This window comes from Nocardia sp. NPDC058480 (genome assembly GCF_042720495.1).
In the GTDB taxonomy this organism is placed as follows: domain Bacteria; phylum Actinomycetota; class Actinomycetes; order Mycobacteriales; family Mycobacteriaceae; genus Nocardia.
Genome location: NZ_JBHXMN010000007.1, coordinates 159404 through 177896, shown reverse-complemented (window position 1 = coordinate 177896; position 18493 = coordinate 159404). Strand labels below are relative to the sequence as shown.

Annotated in this window: 14 protein-coding genes; 10 read left to right on the top strand and 4 right to left on the bottom strand. The window is 63.0% G+C overall.

What is annotated here, in order from left to right; all coding sequences use genetic code 11:
* The first annotated feature begins 121 nt into the window (after nucleotides 1-121).
* From ACFWO8_RS19080 to ACFWO8_RS19065, 4 genes are read left to right on the top strand one after another with little or no spacing between them, the layout of a single operon-like run.
* Entirely contained in the window at nucleotides 122-2479 is a 2358-nt protein-coding gene (locus ACFWO8_RS19080; RefSeq protein WP_378952565.1) for an ATP-binding protein, read from the top strand.
* On the top strand, nucleotides 2476-3600 hold the full coding sequence (locus ACFWO8_RS19075) for an aminotransferase class V-fold PLP-dependent enzyme (RefSeq protein WP_378952562.1): 1125 nt from the start codon (nucleotides 2476-2478) through the stop codon (nucleotides 3598-3600). Before ACFWO8_RS19080 ends, ACFWO8_RS19075 begins: the two co-directional genes overlap by 4 nt.
* The gene (locus tag ACFWO8_RS19070; RefSeq protein ID WP_378952559.1) at nucleotides 3597-4520 is read left to right on the top strand and encodes an aminoglycoside phosphotransferase family protein; all 924 of its coding nucleotides are present in this window, start codon (nucleotides 3597-3599) and stop codon (nucleotides 4518-4520) included. Before ACFWO8_RS19075 ends, ACFWO8_RS19070 begins: the two co-directional genes overlap by 4 nt.
* A gap of 59 nt (nucleotides 4521-4579) precedes the next feature.
* On the top strand, nucleotides 4580-5764 hold the full coding sequence (locus ACFWO8_RS19065) for a hypothetical protein (RefSeq protein WP_378952556.1): 1185 nt from the start codon (nucleotides 4580-4582) through the stop codon (nucleotides 5762-5764).
* A 454-nt stretch (nucleotides 5765-6218) separates the two neighbouring features.
* Here the strand turns inward: ACFWO8_RS19065 and ACFWO8_RS19060 are convergent, their stop codons facing one another.
* From ACFWO8_RS19060 to ACFWO8_RS19045, 4 genes are all read right to left on the bottom strand, one after another.
* Nucleotides 6219-8870 (bottom strand): DEAD/DEAH box helicase, encoded by a 2652-nt coding sequence (locus ACFWO8_RS19060; RefSeq protein ID WP_378952553.1) that lies wholly within the window; start codon nucleotides 8868-8870, stop codon nucleotides 6219-6221.
* Nucleotides 8871-8883: 13 nt separating this feature from the next.
* On the bottom strand, nucleotides 8884-10731 hold the full coding sequence (locus ACFWO8_RS19055; protein ID WP_378952550.1) for a site-specific DNA-methyltransferase: 1848 nt from the start codon (nucleotides 10729-10731) through the stop codon (nucleotides 8884-8886).
* A gap of 747 nt (nucleotides 10732-11478) precedes the next feature.
* Complete coding sequence (locus ACFWO8_RS19050; RefSeq protein ID WP_378952547.1) at nucleotides 11479-11895, bottom strand: hypothetical protein; 417 nt, start codon at nucleotides 11893-11895, stop codon at nucleotides 11479-11481.
* Nucleotides 11896-12195: 300 nt separating this feature from the next.
* Nucleotides 12196-12837, bottom strand: a complete 642-nt coding sequence (locus ACFWO8_RS19045; protein WP_378952544.1) for a hypothetical protein — start codon at nucleotides 12835-12837, stop codon at nucleotides 12196-12198.
* A gap of 114 nt (nucleotides 12838-12951) precedes the next feature.
* Between ACFWO8_RS19045 and ACFWO8_RS19040 the strand changes: the two genes are divergently transcribed.
* The 6 genes from ACFWO8_RS19040 to ACFWO8_RS19015 all read left to right on the top strand — a co-directional run bounded on the left by ACFWO8_RS19040 (nucleotide 12952) and on the right by ACFWO8_RS19015 (nucleotide 18136).
* The gene (locus ACFWO8_RS19040; protein ID WP_378952541.1) at nucleotides 12952-13257 is read left to right on the top strand and encodes a hypothetical protein; all 306 of its coding nucleotides are present in this window, start codon (nucleotides 12952-12954) and stop codon (nucleotides 13255-13257) included.
* 23 nt (nucleotides 13258-13280) lie between these two features.
* Nucleotides 13281-15125, top strand: a complete 1845-nt coding sequence (locus ACFWO8_RS19035) for an alpha/beta hydrolase (RefSeq protein ID WP_378952538.1) — start codon at nucleotides 13281-13283, stop codon at nucleotides 15123-15125.
* 113 nt (nucleotides 15126-15238) lie between these two features.
* Nucleotides 15239-15772 carry a DUF3558 domain-containing protein gene (locus ACFWO8_RS19030; protein WP_378952535.1) on the top strand — a complete coding sequence of 178 codons (534 nt, stop codon included), beginning with the start codon at nucleotides 15239-15241 and terminating at the stop codon, nucleotides 15770-15772.
* Nucleotides 15769-16188 (top strand): hypothetical protein, encoded by a 420-nt coding sequence (locus ACFWO8_RS19025; RefSeq protein WP_378952532.1) that lies wholly within the window; start codon nucleotides 15769-15771, stop codon nucleotides 16186-16188. The genes ACFWO8_RS19030 and ACFWO8_RS19025 overlap by 4 nt, the downstream gene beginning before the upstream one ends.
* Nucleotides 16185-17366, top strand: coding sequence for a hypothetical protein (locus ACFWO8_RS19020; protein WP_378952529.1), 1182 nt, complete (start codon nucleotides 16185-16187; stop codon nucleotides 17364-17366). Before ACFWO8_RS19025 ends, ACFWO8_RS19020 begins: the two co-directional genes overlap by 4 nt.
* A complete protein-coding gene (locus ACFWO8_RS19015; RefSeq protein ID WP_378952526.1) occupies nucleotides 17363-18136 on the top strand; it encodes an ESX secretion-associated protein EspG in 774 nt (257 codons plus the stop codon). Before ACFWO8_RS19020 ends, ACFWO8_RS19015 begins: the two co-directional genes overlap by 4 nt.
* Nucleotides 18137-18493: the final 357 nt, after the last annotated feature.

Genomic DNA, 18493 nt, shown 5'->3' with positions numbered 1-18493 from the left:
CCTCAACATATCCCGATGTCATCCTGGTACCCGCCTATAATTTGTGACTGGAACCGCGCGTGTAGCGCAAGGACCGTCGGGAGGGGTTTCTGTGTCGGGGACTGGTGCACCAGCGCCGTTGGTGGACAGGGTCGATGAGTTGGCGGCGCTGTTGGCGGCCGTTGACCGTTCGGTCGAGCGCCGTGAGGCGCGCGTCATCGTTCTCCGTGGCGAGGCAGGGGTCGGCAAGACCAGCCTGCTGACCCGATTCGCGCACGATGCTGCCGAGCGGCACAGCTCCGCCCATCTGCTGACCGGTTACGGGCAGGCGATGCTGAACTCGCTGGCGTCGGACTCGTTTCAGGCTGTGCGGGAGTGTTTGAGGTCGTTGGCTTCGTCGGCGCAGCGTTCTGGTTCGGCGTCGCGGTGGCAGCGAATCACGCAGTCGTTCAAGCAGAATGCCCCGGATTGGATCGAGTCGGTCCCGGTGTTGGGGCAGGTGCTGGCGGCTGGTGTCCGGACTGGTCAGTCGTACGCGGCGAGTGGTGGTGAGCGGACCGAGATGGACAGTCGGCTCGACCAGTTGCTTCGGCTTATTGAGGACATCGTCACGGACACTCCGTTGGTGATGGTGCTTGATGACCTGCATTGGGCTGACACCGCGACCATCGACCTTCTGACAGCGATCGCGTTGCGGATCCAAGGTCCGCTGGTCCTTGTTCTGGCCTACCGGTCCGATCAGCTGAAGTCCGCCGATCTGACACATCCGTTGCAGCGCACAGTGTTCAAACTGTGCCGGTATCGCCCTGAGACGCCGGTCATCGATCTGGTGCGCCTGTCGCCGAACGACACCGAGGAATTGGTGCGCCGCACGGTCGCGGGACCGAACATCTCGCCGGGTGCGGTGTCGCGGATCGTGCAGTTGAGCGCGGGCAACCCCCTGTTCGCTGAGTCGTTGGCCCGAGTCGGCGAGCGTAGTGGTCACCGCCCGCCCCAGCAGATCACCGCGGTGATCGAAGATCGGCTGTCGTACCTGACCTCCGAGGATCAGCGGTTGCTCGAAACCGCAGCCCTGATCGGCTACAACTTCGAGGTCGACTACCTGGCCCAGCTGACTCGGTCCGACGTCGATGACGTGTACGAGCGGCTGCATGTCCTCTTCGACGAACACGACCTCCTGCGTCCCGCCGAACGGCGAAACGACTACGACCGCTACCGCATTCACCACCCACTGTTCGCGCAGGTGCTGCGCGAACGCGGCGCCGCTAATGGGCCCCGGTGGCGGCGTCACCACGCGAAACTGCTCCAGATCCTCGAGGCCGAACAGAACTGGGATGACGAGTTGTTCGTGCGGGCGGCGGCAGTAGCTGTCGAAGCAGCCGATGGCGCGAAAGCGGGGCCGCTCGCGCTGCAGGCCGCCAGGCGCCAGTTCGCGCTGGGCGCTGTCTCCAAAGCCCGCGACCTCGCACGCATCGCGGTCGAACACACACCGAGTTTCGCCTCGCACGCACTGTTGGCCGAATGTCTGTCCGCCGGAGGCGATCACGCCGCCGGCATCGATGCTTGTGTGGAGGGACTCGCGCTAGCCATCGCGGACGCTGTGGCTTCTGCGGATGTGGCGCATCTGCGGCTGTTGTGGGCACGGAACCTGCGCATGACCTGCCGCTGGACGCAGGCGCGACAGGTGCTCGACCAGCTGGCGGTCGACTTCCCCGAACCCGGGGGATTGCTCGCCGAGACTCTGAACCTCTACGCCGAGGTCGCCCTGTGTGGGCCTGCCCAGGACTGCGTCCGGTGTATCGAGCTGTGCGACCAGGTAGCAGCGATGTCGACCGAGCCCGAAGTTCAATCTCGCGCGTTCGGTCACCGAGGGCTGGCGCACCTGGCCGCGGGCCAGCCGATGGAAGCCGAGCAGTGGCTGCAAAAGGCGATAGATGTCGCCCGCTCGGCTGGACACCCCTACGCCGAGTACGAGGCTGTCCACTGGCTCAGCAAGAAGACGATGGCGTGCATGGAGGTCGAACGCTCAGCCGAACTCCTCACCCAGCTGCGGGAGATGTCGCAGACATCCGGGGTGGCCAGTGAGAACCCACCGCATGTCCGTGATCTGAGCCGGGTCCTCGGGCTGAGAGGTGAATTCCCCAACGCAGCGAATGCTTTCGCGGTGTTTACCGACATCAGCCAGACGGCCGCCGCGGGAAGGATTTCGACCACTTTGGCGTGCCAGCTGGCGGAGATCGAATGGCGGTGGGGTCCGGTAGCGGCTGAGGGGTTCCTCGAGGAGGTGTTCCGCGCAGCGAATGAAGACTTCCTCCTAGTCGAATCCCGCGAGCTACTTCACGGTCTGATCGAACGGCTCCGTACTCGGACGCCGCAGTGGGATCCGGTCGCGTTCGCGGTCGCCGAATTGGGTGTGCCCCTTGATGCCGCGCAGGCAGCTGATGCGATCTTCCGGTTCGACGTGCCGGATCTGACGCAGCTGAGGGCCGGCCTGTCATGAACCTCGCGGCGGTTGAGGACTTTCCGCTCCGCGCCGGCCTCACCCAGTTCAATCACGCGTCTTACGGACTGAGTTCCCTGCGCGTAATCGCCGAGGGGGAGCGACTGCGGCGTCAGATCGAATCTGACCCGAACCTGCATCTCGGTGCGGAACTGACCCAGCGGCTCACCGCGCAGTCCGCATCGGTCGCCGAAGTCCTCGGTCTCGATAGTGCTCGAATGACGCTGTGCGCCAACGCCACCTCGGCCGCCGCGGCGATCATCGCCTCTGTTCCACTGGGCGCGAGTAGCACGGTGGTCGTGCTCGATGTCGAGTACTCCTCGATCCGCCGGGCGTGGGAGGTCGCTTGCGCGAAGGCCGGAGCACGACTGATCACAGTCAGTGTGCCGATCCCGTTGGAGTCGACGACGGCGCTGTTGGCACGGCTCGACCGGCAAGTCCCGGGCCCGGTCGACTACCTGCAGGTCAGTGCCATCACGTCCTCCACAGCGATTCAGATGCCCATCCCGGCGCTGAGTGTGTGGGTCGAGCAGCGTGGTGGCCACCTGATTCTCGACGCTGCGCACGTTCCCGGGCACCTGCCTTTGCCTCCCGGGCTGTGGGGTGCGGCGGCTGTATTCGGAACTCTTCACAAGTGGTTTCCGACCTTGCGACCGGTGGGCCTTCTCTGGCGCACTCCAGAATTCGACATCCGACCCGCTGAGGTATCGCTGACGTGGGACTCCCCAGACCTCGTCGAGAGGTTCTCGTGGCCGGGAACGTTTGATCCGGTCCCGCGGCTCTGCATGGATGCCGCGATCGGGCAGTGGCGCGAATGGCAGGCGGACGGGCGACTCGATGATTGCGAGGCGCTGGCCGATATGGCAGATCGGGCCATGGTCGATTTCGGCGCCCGGCGCACTGCCGCAACGGAATTCAGGCCGCCGCGGCTGAGATCGTTCATACTCGACGGAGTGACTCCACTCCAGGTCAAGGATGCGTTGCACGGGGCTGAGATCCGGGCGTGGGTGGGTCAGGGGGCGAGCGGAGAATGTCTGCTGCGGCTCTCGACGCACATCTACAACGACGAGAACGACCTCGACCGTGTCACCCACCGAATCCAGGAGGTGCTGTCTCGATGAACATCCCGACAATCCCTGAACGGCTGGAAGCGGCCATCATCTTCCTGCGCGGCGAGGACGACGGCCGTACTTGGCTCGGCGCGCTCCCGGCCCAGCTCGCACAGTATGCGCAGCGGTGGGGCTTGGAGTTGGAGAGCATCGCGGAGAACGGGGCGATGTCGTGCTGCGCCTACTGCACCGAGGTCGAAACCGGTCAAGCTGCGGTACTGAAGATCCCTGTCGACCTGGAGGCAGGCAACACCGAGATGCAGATGATCGACCGCTGGGCGGCAGGCAACGCTGCACCATCGGTCCTGCACCATGACGTCGACACCGGTGTCTTCCTGATGACCCGCATCATCCCCGGCACCGTGGCATGGCCGGGCGGCGATCCCGGCGAGTCAACGAGCTTCGCAACGCTTCTCAGCCGGCTCAACGCACCGGACCTGCCAGAACCACCCGCCTTGAAAGATCTCGGCGACGTGATCGAGATGCGAATGGGTTGGGCCAGAGAACGTTTCGACGATGCCCGGTTCACGGCCGCCATCGAGCGCATCGACGGCCACCGACACCTCGCGGACGCACAGGTGGTGATCGACAAGCTCCTGAGCACCACTGAACGGCCTCGAGTCCTCCACGCGGATCTGCAGGCCAAGAACATTTTGCAAGGACCTGACCTCTGGTACACGATCGACCCATTGGGCGCCGTCGGCGACGTCAACGCCGAAGCCGCGCTGTGGGTAGCGATTCAGGACGGGCCACGAACGATTGCCGAACGGCTCGACGACCTGGCCGACCATCCCTTGCTGATGCCGAACCGGCTGCTGGCTTGGGCCTACGTGTTCGCGGTCGCCGAGTATCGGCCGTATCTCCCGCCGTCAGGAGAACGGATCGTGCAGTTCATCGAGTCGATGGACCAGGGAATTGCCACATCGGTATAGCGAGAGTTCCGGTTTCCGAAGTCCTCATCGAGCACACGAAGGGCGGTGACTTCACCGAAATGATGCGGTTGAAGAACTCACGCGGGCTATTTTTCGATCGAACCAAAGAGCCAAGAATTAGTTACTGGGCAAATCCCAAACTTGTCGATTATGTCAAGGCTGCGGGCGGACGGGCGATTCCGAAGTACCTGACGGAATGGGACCCGTGCGCCGAGGATAGTCGGTCCAACTGTCCACATTTGCATGACATGCTTGTGAACATTGTGGAAATGGTACACCCGAAATGGCGCGATCGCGCGAGAAACATCTTCGCGGGTCGAACATTTTCGGACATTGATACAGCTACTGCAAATAGAAATCTGCGTGGTGGCATGATTTCGATGTCCGAAAACTTCACACAGGTCATATACGCGTACGCATCGATGCAAGGAACCTTCATTTACAGCGTCGACCTGGGCAAGAATATGACGGACTCCGAGGTCGAAGCGATGTGGCAGGGCATGCGGTCCGACTTCGACGAAGCTATCGCGTTGTACCGAGCTGGCGGGCTGCTCGCGATGAAAGGTTCGTTGCCGATGGTGTCTCCGAGCGAGGAATTTCGCCGAGCCGCAGAGAGCCTGGCGTCAGCTGCGGAATCCTGGATACTTGCACACGAACTCGGTCACCATCTGGCACGAGACATGTCAAGCAGGAAGGATCAAGATGTTGTCAAGGTCTTGCGCGAGGTCACTACGAACAGTCTGATTGCAGAGAAGCTCAGGACAATGTCCGAAGATCAGCGGTGTGAGGTTGAGGCGGACTTGTTGGCAACACTGATTTTGTGTGGCCATTTTGTTCCGGAAGAGCATTCGAAGAATTTAATTGAAACTGCTATTGGAGGAGCGGGTATAGCGCTCGTTTCGGTTGCTCATTTCCGTGATGAGTGGACTGCGGATCCTTCAGATTCGCACCCCGGTTGTTTGGAACGCCTATGGATTATCGCGGTGGTGATGAGCGAGCTGTACGGGACCATTGGTGTGGACGAGAATGACCCGGCTCGAGCTCATATCACAGTGTTCCGATTGGCGGCTTTGATAATGACGTTCGGTTCTTGGGTGCACAACGTGGAGACGATGCTGCAGGCGGCTGACGTGACCCGTCAACAGACAGGCAGGCGCTACCCGGTAGCCGCTGTGACATTTGCGAAGTATGCGGCGTGGTTCGGCATCCTCGCTGAGGATGCCGAGTCCCTTCGCGAGGGTTGATGTCGGGTGCGCAGTTCGGCAGTGTCGAGCATCCGGGTCGGGTGCGTTCACGACATCGGGATGCGTACAGAACAAGAGCCTGCCCAGGCCTGATCGCAGATCAGGTCTGTTCCACCGTGCCGGATGCGTGATCAGCGGCACGTCAGTTGCGAGCGGTCGAACCAGCTACCCGCTGATCGCCGCCGAACGCGATGTTGGCGGCCGAGCCTGCGCAAGGCAGGTTCCGAAACGTGGACCTGTCTTGATCAGCCCGCCGACAGGGATGAGCCGCCGCCCACGCGGCTCACCCGGACCGCTCCGCCAGCGGGACCGCTGCCACAGGGCCCGGCGGCCACCGACCTTCCCCACCGGTGCGTGGATCAACCAACCGACTCCGGAAACGAGCGAGAAAGACCGGGCCCAAGCTGCGGCTGAACACTTACTGGACTCAAACTCCTTGAATTCCGACAGGGCGTCAGAGGCGTTCCATACGGCCGAGGAAGTCGGATGATATGAATCCGCCTTCCAAGGGCTGCACCCCGTCCTGGAAGACCATGTAGTAGCGATACATCCCACCCGCAGCCTTCGCCCATTTCTCGCCGAGCTTGATCTTGGATCGAGAGTCATCATTCCTGAGCATCTCGCCCTTGGACTCGACCAGGACGATCCTGCCGCTCTTGGTGCAGACGATGAAGTCCGGATAGTGGTTTATGTGGCCATTGATGCAGAATGCATCAGGTGCTCGTTCGACGACCCGGTGCCACCAGGCCACGTTGTCCAATGCGGCGACCTTCATGATGAGATCGCGCTCCTCGCCGTTCATGCCGCCTTCGGCATCGTACAGCGATCCACCCACGGAGGTGGAAGGGTCGGTGAGCGAGATGCGTTCCGGGAGTTGATAAGTTGAGCGGACATTGATCGATTCGTCGTCGAGCCCTGCTTCGAATTCGACCAGACGGTGCTCGACCAGGAATCCATCGATCTTCGCGCGGATGCGGTTAGCTATCGCGTGCGGAGACGTCTGAAGGACTGTGAGCTGAGGTCCATCGAGATTCCCCACGACCCGATGGACATAGTTCCTGAGGTCCGCTGAGGAGATCGCGTTGTAGGTCTTCTTGTCCAAGAGAGCGAAGATCATGTCGCGGCACTCCCGCGCTCGGCTCTCCATCGGCAGTGAGTCGAAGTGCTTGCGGAACTCCTGCTGCTGCCGCGCGTTCATGCTGAAAGCCTTAGGCCTGTCACCGCTGTCTGTGCGGACGTCCACGGTGACGATCTGCTCGACAGCGTGCGCGACATCCACGTTGGAGTCTCGGCCCTTGAGAGTGAACCCTTCCGTCAAGCGGGCTGGCGACAGCAACACCCCGGACTCGCCGTCGATGGAGGTGAACAGGTCGCTGGTCTCGACGTAGAACTTCGGCAGTCGCAGCGCGAGGGCCTGGTCCGAATGGGCTGGGCTCATCGCGTAGTGGGGCACCTTGTCCTCCAAGTCCGCAGGCAGTGCGTTCTCTGACGCCGTCGCCAGCGCGTCTTCTGCCTTGCGTTCGTAGTCGTCGCCAGCTTGCTCGGCGACGCGCACCATGTCCTCAACCGATGTCGGCACCTCGTCTGCTTCGTCGGTCCCGATTCGTTCCGAGACGGCCTCGACGTCGAACTCGAGGAATTCCTCGTTCGCCTTGTCCGGCTCTCCTGCGGGAGCGTCCCCGGCGGTCGATGTGGGCGATGTGGCCGCCGCGGGCTGAGCCGACTCGTCCGTCGGCAACTGGTTCGCCACGCGGTAGTCGCGCGCGGTGAATCCTGCTGCGTTCAACCCGTCGACCACGTTGTCAATGGTGGATCGGAAGTCGTTCGATGAGGTCAGGACGTAGGAAGTGTTGAGCAGGCCGTTCGCGTGGTGCTTGGTATGGGGCTGACGAAGGATGCGTCCGAGGATCTGCTCCACATCGATCTGGCTGGTCTTGTTCGCCAGGGACGCAAGCACGTACGCGAATGGGCAGTCCCAGCCCTCCTTGAGGGCGTTGACGGTGATGATGTACCGGATCGGACATAACTCGCTGAGGAGATTGACGCTCTTCAGTTCGTCGACGCTGGCCGTCTTGATGGCGATCTGATCACGGGGAACCCCGGCATCGATCAGCTTCGCACGGAGCTTCTCAAAGGACGTGGCATCCTCCGAAGTCTTCGGCTGCGCCTGGAACAGCACTATGGGGCGGATGTACTCACCGCCGGCTTCAAACTCGGCAGTAGCCGCGCGCTCCAGGACTCGTCGGATGTCGATGGAGTCGGTGATGACCTCTGTCTGCGACGCCTTGTTGTAGACGACGACAGGCAGCTTAACCATGTGTTCGGCCTTGAGAGCCAGCGCGTCCACATAGGCGATGATGTTGGACTCGCTCTTCGGGGTCGCCGTCAGGTCGAGCACGAACGAAGGGTTGAAATTGCGCAGCATCTCCTTGGAGAGGTCGCTGCGTGCATGGTGCGACTCGTCCACAATGACCAGAGGCTCAAGCTGGTTGATAACCTGGAACAACGCTGTCTCATCAGCGTCGTCGATGGTCAGCTCAGCAGGGCCGAGAGCGGTTCGGAAGGGCTCCAGCGCACCGTTGGCCTGGAAGGCCTTGCGCCCCTCCCTGTTCGCCGAGCGGAACGAATCGTACGAAAGCACCATCACCGTCAGCTGCTCAGCGACCGTCGCCGGGTTGAAGTTCTGCCCCGCCAACAGTTCCTTCTTCGAGTACACCTCGACGCGAGAGCCGAAGTCCAGATTGAGCTGCTGACGGTACAAGTGGCTGGGGTCGCTGAGCGCAGCGAGGGTCTGGGTGAGGATCGCGTCGGAGGGCACCAGCCAGACCACGGCCTTCGTCTTGCGGATCGGCAGCGCCTCAAAAATCGGCCGCACGGACGCGCACGCCAGCAGGGTCTTGCCCCCTCCGGTGGGCACCTTGTAGCAGACGTGGGGCACCCCATCAACGATGTTCTGATACGAGTGGATCCCACCCGCGCCGACCGCCACCTGCTTGGACGCCCAGTAGTCCCGGTAGGCGGCAGAAAGAGAGTCGGTCTGCTTCAGGCAGTCCAGGTAGGAAACGAGGTCGCTGATCACTCGCTTCTGGTATTTCTTGAGTTCCATGGTGGTCCTTGACTCACAGCCTCGTAATATCGCGGGGGATCTTCTTGAATGTGACGTTCAAGTTCGACATCTCCCGGTCGCTAAGCGTGCAGGTGTCCGCGTAGATCACCAGAGCATCCGATACCACCTCGGAAGAGAGGGAAGCGATGTACTTGTGGCCGACGTTCGTGACTTCGTCAGCCTCGTAGATGAAGTGGTAGGCGACGCGACGGTCGATCCCCAAGAAGTACGGATGCGTCTCCGAGGATTCCCCTGAGGCCATGGTCTGGGTCTCGGTGAACCAGATGTATTCACGAATCCGCTCAGCTGGCACCGAGGCATTCAGGTTGCCATCGACCAGCAGCGGCTCTCCAAGCTCGTAGAAGGAGAACGAACCACCAGTGCCGGACACGTCGAAGTCACGGATCTGCGTGGCGACGACCTGCACAAAGGTCGAGCCGGTCTTTCCGGTCACCTTGGTGCTCACCTTGGGGCGCCATACCTTTGTGTACTCGCCCTCGCGCTCGGCGTCGTCGGCAACTTTCGTCGCTTCGGCCAGGATCTCGGGAGCATTCTTCAAAGCGCCCAGGGTCAGCTTCTGCTCATACAGCACGACTTCTTCAGCGGTCTCGCCGGTATAGCCGTTGATTACGCGGCGCACGCGCTCAGCCGTCACCTCGTCGGCGTAGTCGCCCAGCTCGACCAGGATGAAGCTACGATTCCCGCCATCCCTCTTGTTGAGATTCAGGACCGCCTGAGCAGTCGTTCCAGATCCAGCAAACGAGTCGAGGACGATTGCGTTGGGGTTGCTGTTGAGGGCGACGAGCCATTCGAGCAGGCTCAGCGGCTTCGGCGTGTCGAACTTCTTGGATCCGAAGATCGCCTTGATGACCGCCGTGGCATCCGCGTTCGTGCCGTAGCCGTCAAGCCATGTGTTCCAGCCAAACGAGGTCGTGACATCGCGGATCTTCTCGTACGGCACCCAGCGTTCCGCCTCGCCGTTTACCGAGACCCCTGCGTCATACGGCGTGAGTTCCCAATGTGCGAAGCCTGGATCCACGAGGATCTGCGCCATTCCGGGATGGTCTTTGCCCCAACGCCAGTACCCGTCCGTCCCGTCGTTCTTGAACGGCAGCACGACTGTTCCGTTCGGGGCAGTGACCGGAAACCACAGCTTGGGCCTGTCGGATCGGTCGGACGTGGCACCCCACTTTCGCAGCTCGCGCCCCTTCTTGTATGGCCCGAGCGAGTCGCTGAGGTTGAGCGCTCCAGTCTCCTTCTCTTGCAGTGCCAGCATGCTCTGGTCGCCCTTGGTATAGATCAGGAGGTACTCGTGCCCGGTGCGCAGGGCGGTCTTATCCTTCCCTCCGCTGGGCTCGGACCGCACAGGCGCATAAGCGAGCCTGTTGGACGAGCCGAAGATCTCATCCATGACCTTGCCGAGATTCGCGAACTCGTTGTCATCGATGGAGATGAAGATGACACCGGTAGGAGCGAGAAGCTTGTGGAGCAGTCGAAGACGCGGGTACATCATGCACAGCCACTTGTCATGGCGGGAGAGGTCTTCGCCTTCCTTGCCGACGACGTCCCCAAGCCACTTCTTGATTCTGGGGTCGTTGACGTTGTCGTTGTAGATCCAGCCTTCGTTGCCCGTGTTGTACGGCGGGTCGATATAGATGCAGTCGATTCGCCCCTCATACTGCGGGAGCAGCGCCTTGAGAGCTTCGAGGTTGTCGCCATGGATGACCATGTTCGGCGACCCATTGTCGTGCGAATGCTGGCCGCTCTCATCGAATGAGTATTCCCGGTCGAGGACGCGGAAAGGTACGTCCATGTGGTGGGTGATGACGTTGGCTTTGCCAACCCAGTTCAGTTCAGGCATTGGTGCTCGCTCGTCGATGCGGGACCGCGGCGCGCTCAAGGCGACGGAGCATCGTGGACCGCAAGACCTCCGATCCGAACTCGACAACTGGGTCATGGAGAGGGCCTGCGACGCCCCACACATAGCTCGACAGAACTGACACGATTGGAAACACTCCGGTTCTCAACGAGGCCAAAGGCCCTGCGAGGGCCACTGTTCTACTTGTCGATGACTCTAGTGTGAGCCTCCGACACGACTCAGCACCGGGCGCGTTGTACGACCGTCCTGGTCGACTTGAGCCGTAGCCGGTTGTGACCGCTTGCTTGGTTAGGGGAAGAGGATCACCATCATGTCGGAGCGCCTGGGTTCGGGGGAAGGCAGTGCGTCTGGGGCTCGGACAAGACGGCTCGATGGGTACGGATCCGCCTGTGCTGCCCGCGCGATTGCCCCGCCGGTGGATGTGCATCACGAGATGCTGTGAGTTGAGGATCAAGAAGGCCGTTGTTGCCGACGGCCTGGGCAGCCTGGCCTGTCATCATCGAAACTGATCCGCCGCGCACTTCTATTGGGATGCTGTCGCCGTAGCTCGCAACTTAACGTGTCGACCTCGGCATTCACCTTCGACGGGCAACTGAGAACCTACCGGCCGTCCCCGTCACTTGCCGGGGCGCGTCAACGCATAATCATCACCTACCGGCATCAGTCAAGGCCGGGGGCCTCGTTGGTTCGAGATCGAGCGATGCTATCCGCCTGAATCCCGCAGGGCTCTTACCCGAACGCAGTTCCGAATGCCGCGACCCATGTCCACATCAGGATCGCAGCGCCGATGATGGCGGCTGGGAGGTGGGGCCAGCGTCGTGTGGTGGACAGGGCTGTGCCGGCGAGTCCGACGACGAGTGCGAGTCCTGTGCCGAGGATCAGTTCTTTGGGGATGTCGTAGGGATCCATGCAGGTTGTTGGATATTTCACGCAGTCCTGTGATGACGCGACGATGATCCAGGTGCCGGGGAATATCAGGGTCAGGACGATGAAGGCGAGCGGCAGTAGCCACAGGGCTGCGGCCAGGCATATGTCGAGTGTGTGCCACCAGCGGTGGCGCCGGTTCTGCGCCTGATACCGCGCGTACCGGTCTCGGAAATCGGGCTGGTGCGAGTACTGCGGTGGATTCACGTGTGGGTAGTTCATCGGGGGTGTCCTCGGTAGCGGTGGATGCGGGCGGCCTGGAGTGGCGAGTACGCGGTCGCAGCCTCGGGCTGTGTCGAGGTGTGAGGCAAGCGGACTCAGTCGTGGTCGTGGCAGCATTCCGAGCGGGCCAGGTCCCGCCCCCGCATACGCGGGGCAGGTAATCTCGATGTCGCTGCGTATTCGGTCATGCCGATGACAGTAGGGGGTTGCCGGGCGTCGCGGGATGGGGGTCGATGCGTGCCCTGGCTCGGTAGTTCTACTGATAGTGGCCGATGTGCGGGCGGTGGGTTCGTGGCCGTTTTACCCGCGTCCGCGTGGGTGGTGGTCGTCGTATTCGAAGACGCTGAAGGTTCGGAAGTACTCGTCCTCATCGGCGGGATCGTCGGGGTAGGTGGGTTCGGGACTCGGCCGCGGACGGGGGTCCTGGGCCGGTGGCGTTACCTCGGTGTGAGGTGTCGGCGGTGGCCCGGCTGTTGCTGGGATCGTCGCGCTGTGCGGTTCGTCGCGTTGCGATAGCTGCACACGGGGTTCGGCGGACATCGCGAACTCCGGCGATGCGCTGGGTGCGGAATCTAAATGATATGCAGGAGAGCGGAATTCGGCGGAATGGTCTGGATCGGGCTGTCCGGTGGGGTGTGGTTGCGGCAGTAGGGCCGCTGGTGAGTCGGCAACCTCGGGTTCGGGGTTCGCGGGAGTTTCGCCGCCGGACAGGGCAGCTTCGAGCGCTTTCTGCGCCTGGGCCAGTCCTGCGGTGTGTAGGGACATGATCAGTTCGGCGACCATGGCCGGTGTCATGTGGTGGCCGGTCTCGGAGAGTCGGATCGCGATGATGGAGCCGTCGGCGGTGAGTTCGACGGTGACCGAGCCGGTCGGGTCCGTCATGACGGCCCGTTGCTCACTGAGAGCGAAGGTGAGCAGATCTATCGGATTAGTGGATGTCATGGCAGTGCCCCCGCTTGTTTCTCCCCGCGTCTGATGTCGGTTGAGTATGGCAGAATCCTGGTCAGCGAGTCGGGAACGGGAGCCCGGGTTCGCTGGCCTTGGAGGGGGTCTGCTATGCCCATGCTTGATTTCGATCCCGATCGTGTGCGCGCGCTCGGGACCAGTTTCGACACCGTCGGCCATGTGCTGGCCGCCCTGGATGTCGGCGGCAATACCGAGCAGTTGCAGACCGATCTAGCGGGCGCGTTGACGGCGCCGATGTGTCAGACGGTGTCGGACATGGCGAGGGACGCATTGCTGGCAGTGCGCACCAACTTCGTGTCGGTGAGTGAGATCACGCTACTGGCGGTGAGCGAGTTCACCGGTAAGGACGAGGCGATCGCGTCTGACATTGCTCGGGCCGGGCAGGGTGTGCGATGAGCGACGCGAAAGCTGTTGCACCGATGACGGTTTCGCGATCGCGTGGGTGGAAACCGGAGACGCTCGGGTTACACGGGATCGCCTGGCAACTCGCCGCGGCCAAGATCATGCGGGAGCTGACCCCGGTCACGGCGGCGGCAGCGGACGCGGGTGACTACTGGGTTGGTGGATCCGGCGATACGGCCAGGGAACGGGTGGCCACCATCCATACCGACACGATCAAGGTCGCGGACGCTTTGAACACGGCCGCAACGGCGGCGACGACGGGTGCGCTCGACATCTCGGCGCATCGTCAAACGGTGCTCAAGCACGTCGATGACGCGCTCGCCAATACCTTCGACGTCGCCGATGACGGGACCGTGTCGGCGAGTAAGAAGATGTACACGACATTAGTGGCCCGGCTGGGTGCGGCGATGTCGATGAAGGCTTGGGGGATGCTGATCTCCGATGCCGCTGACCGCACGATCACCGTACAGAAGGCGTTGGCTGATCTTCGGACTGCTGATCAGCGATGCGAGTCTGCGATCCGGGAAGCGTTCTCCGACAAGGTATTCGCCGCGAACGCTGTTGACCCGAGCAAGGTGAATCTCGGTCAGATCCCGGCGCTGGATGCCAGTGTGGAAACCAACCGGCATTGGTGGAACACGCTCACCGAGGCTGAGCAGGCCCAGTTCATCAGCACCTATCCGGATCTGATCGGTAACCGTGACGGCATCCCGATCGCCGATCGCGATGCGGCCAACCGGGTTCGATTGCCGGGAATGATCGCGCTCGCCGAAGCCGAGCAAAGCACAGTCGCCGCACAGTTCGGCACCGACAGCGACGAGTACCGCGCCGCGACAACGAAACTCGACGACCTGAAGGCCGTGGACAAGGCGATCACGAAACCCACCGAGGTCCCGCCGGGCTGGGTTGATCGCAAGCTGATCCTGCTCGACACAACCGCCGGGCGTCAGACGCGGGCGGCGGTGTCAGTCGGCGACCCTGACAAGGCCGAACATGTCGCGGTGGTCACGCCGGGCCTGGATACGCGGGTGCGTGACGACATCACCGGCATGACCAGTGAGGCCGACCTGTTGAATACGGAATCGAAACGCCAGCTCGCTCTGGCGGGCCGGGGCACCGAGGACGTCGCGACGGTGGCGTGGATTGGGTATGACACTCCGCAGGTCAAGAAGGTATATGCCGAGGGTGAATATGGCGCGGCCCTCGAAGGGTTGACCGATGTCGGTTCGAACGAGCGTGCAGCCGAGGGCGGCCAGGCGCTCAACCGGTTCTACAACGGTCTGGAGGCCTCGCACCAAGGTACGGAACCGCCGCACATCACGGCGGTCGGTCATTCATATGGGTCTCTGACGACCGGGATGGCGTTGCAGGACGGGGATCACCCGGTCACCGACATGGTTGTCTACGGTTCGCCTGGTGTCGCGGCCGCGTCGCCCGGGGAGCTGGGTCTCGAGGACGGTCACGCCTATGTGATGCGTACCGACGATGACCCGATCAAATGGGCCCAGGACGGCCCCAAGATCGCCGGCAGTTTCAACGACAGTCCGGTGGACCTCGGGCCCTTCAATCCTCGGGTGCTCCAGGGCGGCGGGGTTCCGGTCCTCGCCGACGTGTGGGGGGCGTCGGACAACGGCGGCTTCGGTCCGGACCCGGCCACCAACTCGAACTTCAATCAGCTCGAAACCGGCCAATCGTTGTCTGAGGACGGCGAGAAACGGCCGCTGTTCGGTGCCTTCGGGCACAGCGATTACCCACGGGCCGCCGGGACAGACGCCGAGGGCAACCCGATCCCGCGAGTGACCACCTACAACATCGCCGCCGTGGTCGCCGGACTGCCCGACAACGCAATCGGGAAACGATGACGATCCACGGTCGGAGCGCGGTAACGCACCGACGCCTACTGCAATCGCGGCCCGCGCAACCGAAAGGTTCCCGACGAAGACGAATGAGGAATTTAGGGCGAACCGCCAACGCGGTGCGACCAGGACTGCTGGGAATCGGGGTCCTCGCGCTGGTTGTCGCAGGATGCTCCGGCCCGGACGCCGAGCCCACTGCACTGCCCGCGTCGACCACCACGGTGGCGCAGCCCGATTTCGACCCGTGCGCCGATTTCCCGCAGTCAGTGTTGAAGTCGGAAGGGCTCATGCTGCTCGGCCCTGAGGACTGGGAACGCGACGGCGCCAAAGCCCACGGCTGCAGCTACGCCGTGACCGAGAGCGGCTACAACGTGCGGATTGTCCGAACCACGCGGACACTGGCCGACATCAGGCAGCGTTTCCCCGACTCGTACCGGGAGCAGAAGTTCGGTACTCGCACGGGAGCGTTCTACGCGCTGTTTCCCGAGCAAGGTTCGAAAAGCTGTGTCGTCAACCTGGAGATGAAGACCGGAAGCCTCCAGTTCGACTTGTCCAATCCGCCCAGCGGACGGACGACGGGCCACCTGAACAGCTGCGATCTTGTGACGAACCTTGTCGATAAGGTTCTTCCGTCGATGCCGGAAGGCGCATGACCGTGGTCACTCCCATTAAGGAACTCATCACCCACGCCGAGAACGGCGGCCTGTCGTTGGAGGCGGACCCGGCCGCGTTCGTCGCCCTGGAGAAGGCGATGACCGAACGGATACGGCAACTGACGCTGGTCCAAGTCCAGATCCGTACGGTGGCGGATCAGGAGGCGTGGGGTTTGGGCGAGGCGTCTCCTGAGTTGACGTCCGCACAAACGCTGGTGCGGCGTTTCCGTGAGAAGGCGTCGGGCGGACCGAACAACGCGGTCGATGTTCTCCAGAGCCACGTGGTCGCCGCAGATGAGATGCGGACGTTGTTCCGGACGATCCGTGCTCGTCTGGAGGAGGCCGACGAGCAGTTCGCGGTGAAGTTCACCCAGCTCGCCGCGGCTGAGGGTATCGATGTCGGGGGTAGCCGGTGACAAAACAATATGATCCGCCGGGGATCACCGATCCGGAGAACGTGGACGGGTTCACTCATCAGCAGATCGTGGATGCGTTCGAAGCGGTGGTGAACTCGACCAGCGAGATCGTGAAGGCATGGATGAAGGCCGATGCCGATGTGACCACCTCGACGCAGGGTGTCCTCGCCGCGGTACGGGGTGTGGTCGATGGTGGGTGGTCTGGTTCGGCGGCCGAGGCGGCAATCAGCACGGTTGCCCGGTATTGCGATGACGCGTCGCGGTTGCCGGATCTGTTCGGTGACGTCTCGTCGGTGGTCAGTAGTACGGCGATGACGGCGGTGATGACGAAATCGTTTCTGCCGCCGGTGGTTTCGGTGACTGCTGATCAATCCAAAGACCCGGTGGGGTTCGATTCCCAGACTCGGGAAGCCGAAACGGCGCAGGCCGAGGCGCGTCGGATCATGCAGGAACGCTACGTCGTCGGGTTCCAGGATCAGGACACGAAGCTGCCCACGTTCCCACCCGCAATGACGATCGCGAACGACCAGCCACCGCAGGTCGGCCCCGGAGGACCGGGTGCCTCGGAGGATCCTGGTTCGTTGCCGTCGGGGGGAAGTCCGGTTTCGGGCGAGCCAGGTGCGACGGAGCCCGAGGCTGGCGACACCGATGATCCGGGTTCGCAACTGGACACCGGTGAGCAGCCGGGCGACAGTCCGGATACGTCGAGTCAGTCGTCGGATAGTTCGACTTCGACTGGCGGGCAGGATGATTCGACGCAGGCCGCGTCGACAGCCTCTGCACCGAACGGTTCTACACCGACGACGGGGCTGCCAGGGGACTCAGGGCGACCCGCGACAACAACTCCGTTCGGTCCCGGTGGCGGGCCGGGAGGTGGGGGCGGTACGCCTGGCGGGGGACCGGGTGGCGCGTCGGGTTCGGTTCCGGCTCCGGGTGCGGCGGTGCCGCCGGGGTCGGCTGGTGCCGGGGGATCACCCGCTGCCGCGCGCGGGGCAATGCCTGCTGCCGCGCACGGGCCCGGGACGGGGATGCACGGGATGCCGGGTGCGGCGGGCCGTGGTGGTCGCGGCGAGGACCCGGACAAGACGGACAAGAAGGTGAGCTTGACCCACGGTGACAACACCACGGAGCTGCTAGGTGTCATCAAGCACGTCCCGCCGGTGATCGGTGACCGATGACGTCGTGGGTGTTCGATATCGAGGAATTCGCCGCGCTGTGGTTCGGTCCGGCGGCCGACCGGATGGTATTCCCGCTGCACTACACCTCCCAATTCACGCACATGAACGCGTTCGAGTCCTACCGGTCGGCGGTGCGTGAACAATGGTCCGAGCGGGGACGTTTGGACGTCGATACCGCCGAGCGGTTGCGGCGCGCGTTCGATGTGCTGACCGGGCCCGAGGCGTGGGTGGAGGTGCACGGGCATCGCAAGCAGCGGCCAGTGCGGGCGGTCGGTGCCCGCCACGATCGGCACGGGGCCCTGGTGGAACAATCCCCTGACGGTGCGCGGGTGCGGATGAGCCTGTTCGGCGCCGACAGTCTGGCGCGCTTCTCTGTCGAAATGCTGCCAGATGTCGAAGCTGGGAAACGGCCACGGCAACGGTTCGTTCATCATGATCTGGCGCCCGCCGATCCTGATGTGGTCACGATCATCGACGGACCCGATCCTCGCGAGCAGTACCGCCGTTTGCGTGAAGAACCATGTACCTCGGCCGGGGTGATCCAGGTGTTCCGTGGCCCGCGAGAGTCAGGTGGTAGGCAACCGCACTGGGTGGCGGCGATCCAATGGCACGACCGCCACGACGGCCGCTACCTCGAGACCGGCACTCGCGCCCGCACCGTTGTCGGAGCGAACTCGGCGATGCTGGCCCACCAACTCGGCACCGATCTCGGGCGGGCGTTGGAGCAGTACCGGGAACTCGCCGAGGACGTCGCCCCCTATCTGCGGTGAACGATCGACCGAGGTGAGGCCGGTGGCGGAGATATGGGGATCCACGGTGTTTGACGAGCTCCTCGGATCGGTGACGTGGGGTGTGGGCCCCGGGATCGTCGGGAGAACGATCCCGGGGCCCGCCCTCGCTTCCTGACCTGAGATGGAGGGTCTCCCGCCGGTATCGAGGGCATTCGGTTGGTCGGAAACGCGCGGGGTCGCGCGGTCAGGGCAGCAAGTAGAGCCGTTCATTCGGCAGACGCGACCACCCAGCACAGCTGCCGGTATGGACGGCGACAGTGCCGGGGCGGTATGTGGCGACGTCGCAGACGAATACCAGTGCTGCGGTCAAGCAAGCGACGAAATGCACTCGCACAC

Excerpts from the sequence above, each read along its gene's own strand:
- ACFWO8_RS19075 (WP_378952562.1), top strand. The coding sequence starts at position 2,476 with ATGAACCTCGCGGCGGTTGAGGACTTTCCGCTCCGCGCCGGCCTCACC.
- ACFWO8_RS19070 (WP_378952559.1), top strand. The coding sequence starts at position 3,597 with ATGAACATCCCGACAATCCCTGAACGGCTGGAAGCGGCCATCATCTTC.
- ACFWO8_RS19065 (WP_378952556.1), top strand. The coding sequence starts at position 4,580 with ATGATGCGGTTGAAGAACTCACGCGGGCTATTTTTCGATCGAACCAAA.
- ACFWO8_RS19060 (WP_378952553.1), bottom strand. The coding sequence starts at position 8,870 with ATGGAACTCAAGAAATACCAGAAGCGAGTGATCAGCGACCTCGTTTCC.
- ACFWO8_RS19055 (WP_378952550.1), bottom strand. The coding sequence starts at position 10,731 with ATGCCTGAACTGAACTGGGTTGGCAAAGCCAACGTCATCACCCACCAC.
- ACFWO8_RS19050 (WP_378952547.1), bottom strand. The coding sequence starts at position 11,895 with ATGAACTACCCACACGTGAATCCACCGCAGTACTCGCACCAGCCCGAT.
- ACFWO8_RS19045 (WP_378952544.1), bottom strand. The coding sequence starts at position 12,837 with ATGACATCCACTAATCCGATAGATCTGCTCACCTTCGCTCTCAGTGAG.
- ACFWO8_RS19040 (WP_378952541.1), top strand. The coding sequence starts at position 12,952 with ATGCCCATGCTTGATTTCGATCCCGATCGTGTGCGCGCGCTCGGGACC.
- ACFWO8_RS19035 (WP_378952538.1), top strand. The coding sequence starts at position 13,281 with ATGACGGTTTCGCGATCGCGTGGGTGGAAACCGGAGACGCTCGGGTTA.
- ACFWO8_RS19025 (WP_378952532.1), top strand. The coding sequence starts at position 15,769 with ATGACCGTGGTCACTCCCATTAAGGAACTCATCACCCACGCCGAGAAC.
- ACFWO8_RS19015 (WP_378952526.1), top strand. The coding sequence starts at position 17,363 with ATGACGTCGTGGGTGTTCGATATCGAGGAATTCGCCGCGCTGTGGTTC.